This is a genomic window from Pseudoalteromonas denitrificans DSM 6059 (assembly GCF_900112265.1).
Lineage (GTDB): Bacteria > Pseudomonadota > Gammaproteobacteria > Enterobacterales > Alteromonadaceae > Pseudoalteromonas > Pseudoalteromonas denitrificans.
This window is the reverse complement of the sequence record NZ_FOLO01000007.1, coordinates 113,852-126,574: the sequence shown is the minus strand read 5'-3', so window position 1 is coordinate 126,574 and position 12,723 is coordinate 113,852. Positions and strand designations below refer to the sequence as shown.

General features: G+C 32.2%; 13 protein-coding genes. 9 read left to right on the top strand and 4 right to left on the bottom strand.

The annotated features are described in order from the left end of the window. Window positions 1-3 precede the first annotated feature (3 nt). Both BM088_RS07020 and BM088_RS07015 read right to left on the bottom strand, forming a co-directional pair. A complete protein-coding gene (locus BM088_RS07020) occupies window positions 4-1,134 on the bottom strand; it encodes a type III PLP-dependent enzyme domain-containing protein (protein WP_091982236.1) in 1,131 nt (376 codons plus the stop codon). A gap of 22 nt (window positions 1,135-1,156) precedes the next feature. After that, window positions 1,157-2,641, bottom strand: coding sequence for a class I adenylate-forming enzyme family protein (locus tag BM088_RS07015; RefSeq protein WP_091982235.1), 1,485 nt, complete (start codon window positions 2,639-2,641; stop codon window positions 1,157-1,159). Window positions 2,642-3,314: 673 nt separating this feature from the next. On the opposite strand from BM088_RS07015, the gene BM088_RS07010 reads away from it, so the two are divergent. The 4 genes from BM088_RS07010 (at window position 3,315) to BM088_RS06995 (ending at window position 5,974) form a co-directional block, all read left to right on the top strand. Beyond that, window positions 3,315-3,512, top strand: coding sequence for a hypothetical protein (locus tag BM088_RS07010; RefSeq protein WP_091982233.1), 198 nt, complete (start codon window positions 3,315-3,317; stop codon window positions 3,510-3,512). A 724-nt stretch (window positions 3,513-4,236) separates the two neighbouring features. Then, window positions 4,237-4,620 carry a hypothetical protein gene (locus BM088_RS07005; RefSeq protein WP_091982232.1) on the top strand — a complete coding sequence of 128 codons (384 nt, stop codon included), beginning with the start codon at window positions 4,237-4,239 and terminating at the stop codon, window positions 4,618-4,620. Between the two features lie 143 nt (window positions 4,621-4,763). Beyond that, window positions 4,764-5,603: a hypothetical protein gene (locus BM088_RS27150; protein ID WP_091982230.1), complete on the top strand. Its 840-nt coding sequence runs from the start codon at window positions 4,764-4,766 to the stop codon at window positions 5,601-5,603. 59 nt (window positions 5,604-5,662) lie between these two features. After that, window positions 5,663-5,974 carry a hypothetical protein gene (locus BM088_RS06995; protein ID WP_091982229.1) on the top strand — a complete coding sequence of 104 codons (312 nt, stop codon included), beginning with the start codon at window positions 5,663-5,665 and terminating at the stop codon, window positions 5,972-5,974. A gap of 332 nt (window positions 5,975-6,306) precedes the next feature. On the opposite strand, the gene BM088_RS06990 is transcribed toward BM088_RS06995, so the two are convergent. Next, window positions 6,307-7,545, bottom strand: coding sequence for a cysteine peptidase family C39 domain-containing protein (locus tag BM088_RS06990; protein ID WP_091982227.1), 1,239 nt, complete (start codon window positions 7,543-7,545; stop codon window positions 6,307-6,309). A 483-nt stretch (window positions 7,546-8,028) separates the two neighbouring features. On the opposite strand from BM088_RS06990, the gene BM088_RS06985 reads away from it, so the two are divergent. The 5 genes from BM088_RS06985 to BM088_RS27695 all read left to right on the top strand — a co-directional run bounded on the left by BM088_RS06985 (window position 8,029) and on the right by BM088_RS27695 (window position 11,515). Then, on the top strand, window positions 8,029-8,751 hold the full coding sequence (locus BM088_RS06985; RefSeq protein WP_091982225.1) for a hypothetical protein: 723 nt from the start codon (window positions 8,029-8,031) through the stop codon (window positions 8,749-8,751). Further along, window positions 8,741-9,679, top strand: coding sequence for an ATP-binding protein (locus tag BM088_RS06980; protein WP_091982224.1), 939 nt, complete (start codon window positions 8,741-8,743; stop codon window positions 9,677-9,679). The genes BM088_RS06985 and BM088_RS06980 overlap by 11 nt, the downstream gene beginning before the upstream one ends. A gap of 204 nt (window positions 9,680-9,883) precedes the next feature. Beyond that, window positions 9,884-10,681, top strand: a complete 798-nt coding sequence (locus BM088_RS06975) for a substrate-binding periplasmic protein (RefSeq protein WP_091982222.1) — start codon at window positions 9,884-9,886, stop codon at window positions 10,679-10,681. A gap of 148 nt (window positions 10,682-10,829) precedes the next feature. After that, complete coding sequence (locus tag BM088_RS06970) at window positions 10,830-11,096, top strand: hypothetical protein (RefSeq protein ID WP_143085043.1); 267 nt, start codon at window positions 10,830-10,832, stop codon at window positions 11,094-11,096. 296 nt (window positions 11,097-11,392) lie between these two features. Beyond that, window positions 11,393-11,515 carry a helix-turn-helix domain-containing protein gene (locus BM088_RS27695; RefSeq protein ID WP_245763776.1) on the top strand — a complete coding sequence of 41 codons (123 nt, stop codon included), beginning with the start codon at window positions 11,393-11,395 and terminating at the stop codon, window positions 11,513-11,515. Window positions 11,516-11,998: 483 nt separating this feature from the next. Here the strand turns inward: BM088_RS27695 and BM088_RS06960 are convergent, their stop codons facing one another. Beyond that, window positions 11,999-12,517, bottom strand: coding sequence for a P-loop NTPase family protein (locus BM088_RS06960; RefSeq protein WP_091982219.1), 519 nt, complete (start codon window positions 12,515-12,517; stop codon window positions 11,999-12,001). Window positions 12,518-12,723 lie beyond the last annotated feature (206 nt).

The following is a 12,723-nucleotide window of genomic DNA, read 5'->3' as shown; positions in this document are numbered from 1 at the left end:
GCCTTATTCAATAATGTAAGTTTTTGCAGCAGGAAGTTTTAAAAAGGGTGTTAGGGTATAGCTGGCGTTGTATGCCCCACAATTGGAATAAATACTAATATCACCAACTTGAGGTAAAATATGATTATCATTTTGTTTACCTATGACATCGTCTTTACTGCATGAGCTACCAACATAAGTGCAAGCTGAAGTAGCTTCATGTGGAGATTGGCTCCAAAGTTTTGGCGTTTTTAATTTTCGAAAACTATTTTCTGTCTGTGCTAATAAGAAATTTTGGTTAATTCCACCATCACATACAGCAATCAGTTCTTGTTCGATATTTTTTAAATACCTAATTCGAGTAGCAAAAAAACCAGCTGATGCCATTAGACCTCGTCCAGTTTCATGAGCTATGGTGATGTTATCTGGAAATTGTGTTAATAAATGACGATAAGCAGCAAAATCAAAATCACTTTCTTGCCAATTATCAGAAAACCCCCCCCCTAAATTTAGAAAAGTTAAAGGGGAGGTATAACGCCGTTGTATTTCGTTAACAATATCTAATGCAGCTTTGGCAGTCTCAAATGCGACTTTTGTAAAATTATAAGAGCCATTAAAAAGATGAATGCCACCAAGTGGTATTTGATTTTGCTGGCAAATATCTAAAGCTTGGCAAACTGTGTCCCAATCCATACCAAATTGATCTGGTCGTATTTTTGGTAAGTCTGGGTTAAATTGTTTTAAAACGCATGAATTTAATCGCAAAAGAATAGGCTTTAACGGACGTTTTCCTATAAATTCAATTAAGGTTTTTAATTGCACTAAATTATCAATAATAATGGTTGAACGAGAGGCAACAGCTGCACGTAAAAACTTTTTGTCTGTTGAAGGGTTATTGATATATTTTTCGCTATTTCCCCCTGCAACTAAGTTTAATTCACCAATAGAAGCGATTTCAATACCACCAGAGAGGTGGTGACTACACCGCATTAATAAGTCAACATCGTTATTGGCTTTCATTGAATAAATCAGCTCTGTGCCTAATGCTGTTTTAAGTTGCTTATAATTTTTTGCGACACGGCTAACGCTGTAGAAATAACAAGGCGTTTCTATTTGACGGTGATTTTCATTCAATAATTTAGTGATTTGTTCCATTAGTACAACACCTTTACTTGTTTTAAGCTTCTGATAAATTCAACATTAACTTTTGCTTGTCTACTTTACTGTTTTCTGTAAGAGCCATAGTGTCTATAAACTTAATTTCACGCGGGCAGTAGCTAGTGTCTATTGTTGTTTGCAACCATAATTTGAAGTTATCTTGCTGCATTTTATTATTTTGGTTTAGTTGTACATATAAGCAGGCTATTTCATCACCAAATCTATCATTATGAGGTACAATCGCTGTGAGGTGTACATTGCTATGGCGTTCTATTTTTGCTTCTAATTCTGCGGGGTATAAACAAAACCCTGCTTGTTTTATAAGATCTTTACTGCGCCCTTTGAAATAAAAATAACCTTCATTATCTTGGCTAAATAAATCTCCAGTTGCTAACCAGTTATCATCGCGATAATGACCGTTCAAAATACTCGCGCCTGCGTTTGCTAAACCGTAATAACCTTGCATTAGGGTTGCGCTGCGAATGAAAAGCTCACCAATTTCACCTTGATCCACCTCTTTAAAATGAGAGGTGTTTTTTGAGGTGAAAATTTTTGCCTCTAATCCTGGAATGGGTATACCTACAGAGCCTAATTTACGAATACTGTCTTTTGGGGGGAGATATAAAGCACGTTTACACTCAGTCAAACCGTACATCGCATAGATGTTTAGGTTTGATAATGAATGTGTTAAAGATTTAACTGTATCCTCAGCAAGATGACCACCGGTGTTAGTTAGCTTGATCAAGCTAGGTAATGGTTTCTTAAATACTTGGATCATTTTACTTAAAGCACTGGCCATTGCTGGTACTACGGGAAGCAAGGTAATTTGATTATCTTCAATGGCTTTTAGTACTTTGATTGGATGAAAATCGTTTTCAAATAATGTGAGGTGACAATCAAAGTTAAGACTAAACAGTAATTGATATAAACCATAGTCAAATGATAAAGGTGATAAACATAAAATATGCTCTTGCTCATTGAGTTCAAGATAATTCCCAATGGAATACATCGCGGTGATCACATTTGCATGACTTAGCATGATGCCTTTTGGTTTTCCTGTGCTCCCTGAGGTATATATGATCAAAGCTAAGTCGGCACCACATAAACGTCGCTGAGAATGACACTCAAACTTAGAATGATGCTCTAAATTACTTTGGTTATAATCAAGTGGAATATTTGTCACCTGACCATTACGAATAAATCGTTTTGCATGGCAATCTAATGCAATTTTATTGATCGCGTCTTGATTCATATTATGCCTGACTGGCACAACAACAGCACCTTGTGACCATAACCAAAGAATTGTTGTTATCGTTTGCGGCGTTACTTCATCAGTCACTAAAATACGCTCACCAAAGTCTACCTGAATGGCATTTGATAATTGAGAGGAAAAAGCTTTTAAAAAATGCGAGTTGAGTAATTTATAACTTGGATAAAAATTAATTTTACCTTGCCATTGATTTGATATCGCTTTGTTAAATAAATCGGCTAATGTAAAAAGCATTAAACCTTCCCCCTTGAAACTTATAATTTAAATTTAAACTTCTGACACTTTATAGTGCCTTTGTTCTAATTAAACTATGTTCCTGAAAATGATAAGTCAACGGTATTTTTAACCTTAGGGTTGTTTATTAGGGGTGGTGTTAGAGTTTTAACTTTATTACAAATGTTTCCAATTCAATACTTTTATTGGGTGTTTTTTGATAGATTTTTAATAAATTAAATACAACAGCTATATAAAATAAAAAATAAAATCAATAGCAAAATAGTCGTTAAATTAAGCACTTAAATGCTGGTGTTCTATTTTAATTTGGAGTGTTTATTGAGCTTTAATGTTTTTATATTGTGTTTTTTAGTTTAAATTTTTGTGAATTTTAATTGTTGTGATAATCACACTAATAACTGTTTATTTCAAATTGTAAACAAATGTAAATACCGATGGTGAGGAAGGTTGTTTTTAATTTTATTACTTATTTTTAATGATTCTTTGTACAAAACAGTTAAATTTAAATTGATACTTTAAGGTGGGGTTTAAGTTAAATGACAGTTATCACTTTAGTTGATAATATAAATTCTAAAATCACATATTTTGAGTTTTTGGATTCAAATTATTTAATAAGAGAATTCGAATTCCTTGATAGTGGGTTGTTAATAATCAAAATAATTGAGAGTAATTTATGCCCGTTAGAGATATAAAAGCTGGCTACTTAAATCTAACAGCAAAAGTAGCTAGCAATAAATTAAATAGAATGACTGATGCAGAGTCTTCATTAGAAAGATTTTTTTTATTTCTATTAGATAACAACCCTGTTGTGAAACATTTTTATGAACAGCCGGTCTCAATACAATATGGGAAAAACTTATTCGCTAGATGAACTTGTTTCCTATCATGATGGTTCAATGATTTTATTTGAAGTTAAATATCGCAGCGATATTAAAAAAAACGGAAAAAATTAAAACCAAAGTTTAAAGCTGCTTTTTCCTTTTGTAAAATTAAAAATTAAAAATTAAAAATTAAAAATTAAAAATTAAAAATTAAAAATTAAAAATTAAAAATTAAAAATTAAAAATTAAAAATTTAGAGTTCTTATCTCATTTTACTCGCACAATTTCTTCAACAGAATATGCTATAAAAGAAGTTTTCTTAACAACTTTATTTAATTTTACTAACGCTTCACCTAGAGAGTTAATTAGCCGCACAAAGATACTTGTTTAAAAATAACAAACTTTAATGTCAAAAAATTAACCCGTCACGATATTACATTTTATTGTCTACCGACAATATGACACTTACTTACCATTTTTATCACTCTTTCAGATGTTCCCCTAATCCAACAGATAACTTTGGACATAAATTATATACTACCATTCCAAGATGATTTGTAAGGGTGTGATTTTTATCATATTTCCTATGAATTTTATTAACTCAAAGAATTAATAATTGATACTTTGTACTAGGGTTATGTTTGGATTGCTCATCCAAAGTATAATAGTTTGATTTACCAACAATAATATTGTTTTGATTTAATTCTTTCAAAGAGGTTGTTAGAATATTAGTTATTGTTTTTAAAGAAATAATAACACTAGGATTGAAGGTAAATGCTATCAACGTCATATAAAACATTTTTAGTTATGGATCAACTTCGCCGAAAGGCAGGTATCCCATCAGATTTTCTAAAATGCTTCACAGGTTTAAACCAATCAACATACTCACGCATATCAATTAACGTCTACGAGAAAAAACATGGTGTTTTAAATTATAAAAATGAACTCAACACACTGAAAACAATGAAAATACTCTCTGAAGGGTATAAGTCTAAAGTCATTAGTCAGACAACCTTAAAAAGGAAAAGAGATGTGATAGCTGATCTAAAATTAATCGAAAAAAATCTTATGTTTTCACGGAGTACAAACCTAATAGATAGCAACTTGGATTTATTATTAGAGGCTGCGGATACGTTAAAAAAATTAAATAATTTATAACTTAAAAAGCACAATAATGTAATATTAAAGCGCATTAATAGATAAATACATATCATTAATGATATGTTTGAGGTGCGTTAGGCTCCCTAAGTCATGCAATGAAGCATGGCTTTTTTGTTTTTAAACAGGATTTTTAAGAGAACATGAAGAGTAAACTATTAACCTTGTCTGTTATTGCAGCATCAATATTATATAGTAATAACATTAAAGCTGAAGAAGAGCATAGTGTTGAAGTTCCATGTAGTTCAGTTGAATGTGATATGAATGATTCAATTAACAAATATTTATATAGAACAACAAACGCAGAATTACCCCACAATATAACCTTCAATTTGATTGATAATGGTGTACTTGTTAATTCAAAATCTAAAGGAGACTCTACTTATGATGGTGCTTTAAATTGTGAATTTGACCGCGATTATAACTGTGAAGCTTGGGAGGACTGGGCTGGGACTAAAAAACCATGGGTGATGGAATTATTCAGACTCACAAGGGAATACGAGTGGTATCATAAAATAGACCAAGGTGATATAGACAGTATGGACACGCCTAGAAGGTGGCATTATAACTTTGTTGTAGGTGCCATTACTGTTAGTGCTGCTGGCAGAGCTGTAGCTATGATCCAAGCTGCTGGTAAAGCAATGGGTTATGCCGAAATTACAACTACTATGATAGCAGGTGGTGGAACAAACTGGGTTATTGGTGAATTGTTTCAAGGAGCTAGTAAAACAAAACTACAAGTAGGCGATACTATAGTCGTAAAAGGTGGAGCGATCATTGCGGTATGGAGAAAAGGTGTAAAGTTCACGGCAGCTGAATTATACGGTAGCGGTTCTGGTGGCAATAACTCTGGTGGAGGCGGTGGTGATGGTAGTGGTAATGCATCAGGCGGTTCAGGTAGTAGTAATAACTTAGTCGGTAGTGGTGCTTATTGCTACAGAGATTTTAGCAACGGACAAAGAATTCAAGTACCTTGTGAATAGATAAGTATCTTTAAAATAGTAGTGTTGTTTAAACGCTACTATTTAATGGAGTGATTGTGATGAAAAAGTATACCGATAAAATGGCTTTAAACTGGGAAAAAATGAGTAGCAATGGATTACTCAAGTATCAAATAAAAATGACTTTATTGTTTGTGGGTAGTTGGTTATTAGGGTTATTACCTCTAACATATTTAGGTCATATTGGTTCAGACTTAGAACCCCATACTTTACACCAATGGATAGATTGGTTAATCGTTGAAGCAAGTCCTATAGTCTTAATATGGTTAGTTATTGGCCCATATGTTGCGAAACAAATGTGGTACAAAAAAGAGTCCGCATACGATAAACATCTAAAAAAAGAAAATTTGTAAATTTCTATTAACTAAAAATTACCTGTTAGTGCGGTAACAACACCATAAAAGGACAAGGACAATAAAGTGACTATCCTTGGGCTTGCGCCTAAATATAAATAACTTAACCTTACCTTACCAACAAGTACATTAGCATTGTAGCCATTATTTAAATATCTGAAAAGTGATAATTCTTTTCAGCCATCAACTATACCTTATTTGAACTTAGTGATTTGTATTTATCATTTAATTTGATTCATTATCAAATACTTTGAATTTTCACATTAAACGAGATGTTGTTTTTATCGTAAAAAGGAATGGTTTGGGCGAAACGAAGTACGCCCAATTTATAATTAATTTGTTTTTGAAACTAAGGTTGCTGCAACAGAGCCCATATTATCTATATTATATGTTTTTTCTATCTGGCGACTCCAACCAGTGCGTACGGTTAAAAAATTATCGCTCCAATATCCACCATAAATATATCCAGATGCAATTGCCGAGTGATTAGTGCCTATATTGCCTTTTGTATGATAATGAACAATAACAGGGCGTTGTGCTTTTATCTCTCGAATAATATAAGAAAAAGTTGTCATTGTTGCGTATGAAATACGTTTTGCATCCCATTGCTGTTCACTGCGAGTATTCATATAATCAACTAATTTTACACTTGCTGATTGGGCTGTACCGCCTTGTTCATCACTGCGACAATATGTTCCTAAATTTTTTCGTAATTCATCTATGGTGTGTCTCATTAGCGTGCTATCAGCTTGGTGATCTTGTTGTGTATCATCGCCTATTAGATGTGGATATCCATTACGATCATAAAAATCAATTAACATAGCTGCTGCGATAGGTGTGCAACCAGCATAGCAATAGTTGTTTTCATTTGATGAGTTATTCCAAGTACGCTTTTCTTGAAAAAACGGCTTGAAACTCCAGTCAATTATATTATCACTTTGTGTTTCTAATGTTGCTGGAGCATAAAAGTTAGAATGTTTAGCTGATAAATATTGATGTTGGCGAGTTAAACTTTTTTCTCTGATTATTTTAAAGTCATCAATACGTAAATTTGGATTTAAAGAAATCAGTTTTTGTTCATTTTGACCATTTAACCAAAGTAACCCTGAAGTACCGGGACCATTCCAAATAAACTTTATATTTTTGTTTTTACTGGTTAAGCCAGTTTCTTGTTCAAAAAAGTACTGTAAATCTATGCTTGGTGCCACTCCAATTGTTGTGAACTCTGTCACCCCTGAACGCTCTTGATTTGCTTCAATGATAATGTAACCAACAGGCTCTGCTAATTCATTTACCAGCTGTATTTCATACGACTGCAACTGATCATTTAAATCATATAAAGGGATTGTTGTTTCTATTTTCGCTGTTTTCCAATTTGAATAGCGCGAATTCTGTGAACTGATAAATTCACGTGCTATCTCTTCAGCCAGCATTTGGCTTCTTATATTTTGCTTGTTTACACTGCTTGTTTTTAACAGTTCAACTATATTTGAAGTATTAGCTTGGGCTGTCAGTGGTACACAAGAAAATAGAGTTGGTGCTATAACACAGAAGGCGAATTTTTTTCTCATTTTTATCCTTTATTTAATAAATATATTTGAAAACACAAGTGGGTTTCACTTTTGGGAACGGTAATTTGTCATATTTTTGAATAAATAGCACTAAAACACGTGTTTTATTTTTTACATGCGGCAGCAGGTTGTTTTATAAGAAAAAGTTGGTTCATCTTATATTTATAAAATTAACTTTGATTAATTGTATTTTATATTTATGTTTGGATTTTAAAGGAAGAAAAATTTTATAATGACGTATTCAAATTATGAAACTTGGCTCATAACACTGTAATTATGATTAGAAATGAAATAAGTATTTTATTGCTGTATATAAAAAACGATTGGTAAGGTGTTACTTTTACAGTGTTATATACTTTAACTGATAAGGTAAGGTTGAATTCGATTATAATTTGCAATAGTTAATATGTCGCTTTAGGGTTATTATAGTTACCCATTTAATTTATAAATTCGCTTTTAACAAAAAGAATTAAGATCAATTACATGTCAGATATACATATATTTAGCGTTTCAGATGCACGTAAATTTGGTTTGATAGAATCAATATTATTGCGCTATTTTAAGCAACAATTAAAGCACAATAAATTAAATGGTACGCATATTAAAAATGATTTTGTTTGGACGAAAATATCAGACTCTGCATTGACAGAAATTTTTAATTATTTAGAACCAACTGATATCTCAAATACTTTGAAGTCAATGCAAAAAAGAGGCTTGATTGACATTGTGCGTAATAATGAATTTGTTGCTTGTTACACAACATCTGAGTTTAATATTTATGGTGCAAAACCTCAGGTTCCACAATTTCAAGATGAAGAAATTACTAAGAATATAGCCGTCACGGATGTTAAAGAAACAAGCTCATCTATTTCTATAAGTGTAGATAAGCTTATTTTTGATCAACAAGTTTTATTGATTGCAAAATCAGTTGGCTTTTCAGCAAATATTGAAGATATTGAATTACAGTGGGAAATGTTTATAGCCCATAATTCAGATAAAAATGTACTTGAATTAAAGCCTATTATTCGATGGCATGCTGCTTGGAGAAAATGGATTGCAAGTGCTAAAATTTATTCTAGAAACAGTCAATATGGAAAAGCTTCTATAAAAAATTCAAATGGGTTAACGAATACTACATCTGAGGATTTAGTGTCTGAGGGTGAAATAATTAAACGAAAAGTGAGTGATTTGAGCAATGATAGATGATGACGATTTAACCTTTGAGCAATTTCAAGCTTTAAAAGGCGTTGATAAAAATAAAGGTAAGGCAGACTCTGTTAGTGATCAGCGCGTTTCTCATAATAGTGGTAATTTAAAAAAGTTAATGGAGAAAACGAAACTCAAGCACTTATTAAATTCAAAATCGACACTTACTTATGAGCAATTATTTGCTGAAAATAGTGCAAAAGGCCTAGAAGATTCGGCTCGCTTAATTAAAGAAGGAAAGCAAAGGCAGGCCAATGCGCTCATGAAATCTTGTGATGTTGATTTAGATAGTCAAACTTTCTCTAACTTTAACGCTGAACATCAGTGGCAGCATGAAATCATTCAGATAGTGAGTGGTTATGCTACAGATGCGATAGCAGGAAAGGGGAACCTTAATTTAGTTTTATCTGGTGAGTATGGCAGTGGTAAAACACATTTAGGCTGTGCGGTATTAAATCTTATTAAACAACAAACATCAGCCACAGTATTAGCTAAGCAATTTAGTGTGCTTGTATCACAAATGTGGAGCGCTAGAAATAACCCTATTGAAGCAGAAAGAGCGCGAAACTCAGCGCAAGAAGCAGACGTTTTAATGCTTGATGAGATAGGAGCTGCAGAGCGTACACTGATTGATGGCTATGTAGAAGAGCTGGGTGCATTGATTCGAATTCGTAATAACAATAAAAAATTGACAATTCTAACGACAAATTTTGGTGTGATTGATTTCAGTAAAAACGTTGGTAAATTTGCAACTGAAGCGTTGAAAGGAGGTGGATGTACATTTGCTGAAATTATGCGAAATAAAAATCATCGCATGCGTCCCCCATTTGATGTTTATGAAGTAGGTATTGAAGAGAAAAAAGAAGTGCCTCAAAATAAATCTAAATTTGAGTTTCAGCCACTTTTTACACCTAAGAAAAGTAGATGATTATATATTCATGAATTAAACCTGTGTTATAGACTTCTTATTTGTAATCGTATATCCCTGTTAAAGTCAGTTTTTTGTAGTTATATAAATTAATACAGAGTGAATTTTTAGTAAACCTTATCCTATACTCTAAGAGTTAATTTTGTATTTATTCAAATACAATAAGGTTTATTTATGTTCATTTTGCTTTATTAATTTAAACTGATGCATATTTTAATTATCTATCTAAAAAGACATTATTTATTTGGGCTTCTACCTTTCGCTTTGTGCTGCTTCTCTTTATTGAGTGAGCAACTCAGCATTATAGACCCTCCCATAAGAGTAGCCGTTATTCATATAGGAGAACCTTTTAGTTATTATGAAAATAAAGAATCGAAAGGAATCTATTACGATATATCTTTAGCTATGGTTAAACAGTTGAAAGTGCCTTATCTCATTGAGCTTGTACCATATAATCGAATGCTAGAAGGGCTGAATAAAGGGAGTTATGACTGTTCTATGTTTTTTACATCCGTTGAGCGTAAAAAAAATTATTCTCAAATAGGTTTGGTTGTTAAAAAATCTGTCATTATCGTTTTTAATGCATCAAAAAATGGTCAATCAACAAAGGGATTTAGCCATTTGAATGAATTAGCAAATAAAGTTGTTGGACAAGTGCGGGGCACTACTTATAGTGATGAATTCAGTAAAAATGAATCAATAATAAAATATGAAGTGAGTAATTATGACGAAGGACTTAAAATGTTAAGTCAAGGAAGACTGGATGCCTTTATTGGCTCAAAAGAGCTCATCGAATCAAAATTTAATCATGATGGTCATTACTTTACATTAATAGAAAATGAAACCTGGTTACAGTGCTCTAAAGTCTCAAGTAACATGACAATGAAGTTTCAAGATAAGTTAAAGCTGGCACTTGATAACCTAAAAAATCATGATGAACAGAAAGATATCATTGTTAAAATTCATAAAAAGTATCTGACAAGATATCATAGACCCAACTGATATGAGGAAATTTATTGCAACTTTGTAAATGAGTCATGAAATCATAACCTAATATTTATTGCAAAACTTTGTCCCTGAAATTAAAATTTGTATAGTTAAAAATGTGAGTATATGCGTTCACTTAGAAAGTTAAATAAAAGGATTTTTAATGATGGAAAATTTACACGGAAATAAATTTTTAGCGGGTTTATGGTTTTCTCTTTCTGCATTTGTTGCTTTGGCTTCTATAGTTGCAGGACTCAATGGTGGTTTAGCTGTTGTGCCTGGTATTTTAGGATTAAGTGGTATTTTAATGTTAATGGCAAGGCAAAAAATATTACGTTATCAACTAGAAGACCAGCTTTATAAAAAAGCGATACAAACGCTCGCGTTCATGGTGGCATTGACAGCTGGTCTTTGTAGCATATCAATATAGTTGTTTAAGTAGAGACGCTAGATTATTTTGATGCCCTTTGACTCAATTTACTAAAGTAAGTGTTGGGTATCAAATTTTTAAGTTCAGTTAAAAATATAATTAAAACTTTTTAAATAAAGTTGAATCAATAAAAGGTTAACCTTCAACAATTCTTTGTTATTTTTTTACCTAATTTAAAATATGACTGATACACAATAAAAAAGACTAAATTGGGCTAAATAGGGTGCTGTCATACTTGTGTTGGGTAACATTCAGCCTAATGTCGGGTTAAAATCGTCACTTAAATTAATAAAATCATGAATACTTGTGACTTGTACATGCAAAGTTTAGTGATCCTTAAAGAAATACGTATTAGTCGCCATTTAACACAAGAGCAATTGGCTCAAATATCTGGATTAAATGTCAGAACAATTCAGTGAATTGAAAGTGGGAAAAATGCGAGTTTAGAGTCTCTCAAATGTTTGGCCTCAGCACTTGAAGTTGATATATCAAGCTTGAAACAGAAGAAATTCATGATAGATAAAAACGCTGATAATTGGGTAAACCAGCCGTTGCTCTTAAAGTGCTGGTTTGTATTTAACTTTTTGAAAACCAGACCAAGTCGTAAATAAGCTGCTCGAATTGAAACAATATCACATATAAGTGGTTTTCTTTTTTGTTGCTTAGGTTTTTTTAATAAGGCTGCACTTGCTGGAGGTTTAATTATGCTGAGTACGGCATATTTATTTCTCTTACTTAAATATCAAGGAGATAAATATGGCGTTTGGTATGATGGGGATATTACATAAGTTGAAATATGAAATTTCACTTGTGAAACCTATATAGTGAATATGCCAATTTAAGAACAATTTAAACCTATTAAACTGTTCTTTTTTTTCATAAGTATGACAGAGTATTTATCATCAAACATGCTCAATTGAATTAAGAAATTTTTGAATGTCTGACTTTGATTGTAAGTGATGTACCTTTTTTGTTTTTTTTACCTTAGCAATGAACTTTCTATAACTCGGAGTGAGTTTTTTATGGCATAACAAAAGTACATGGTAACTTTTTAAGGTACTTTTTATTAAAGGTGCACTTTTTGGCCAGCCTTCAACGGGTGCAAAAATCCCTTTAATGAAACGTTTTGTTACCCAAATAAAATGAACGTAAATAGGCAAGTCTATATAAATTAAAGTATCAGCCTTAGAAAGCCTTTCCCAAGTTGAATCTAAGCAACCAAATCCATCTATTACCCAATTATCTTCATCAAGAATCTTAGCGTGTTCAGTCAAATATTCTTTGTGGGGTACTTCATCCCCATTGGGTAAAAATTTTATTTTATCTAATACATAAAGTGGTAAATTTGTGATTTTGGCTAATTGTTTACTTGTTGTTGATTTTCCTGCGCCAGCATTACCAAATACAGCAACTTTCTTCATTTTGCTTTCCTATTGAGTGAGGCCATCAAAACGAAAAAAACCGCCTTGATGGCGGTTTTTATTAGCTGAACAGCATTACTCCCACCACTTTTTTAAAGTAATGATAATAATTCGAGTAACAAAAAAACTTTGCTTGCTGTTCATCAGTTTATCTATGTGAATTAAAAGTAAGTACTTAAAAATACTAGCATAGTATTGAGGCATCA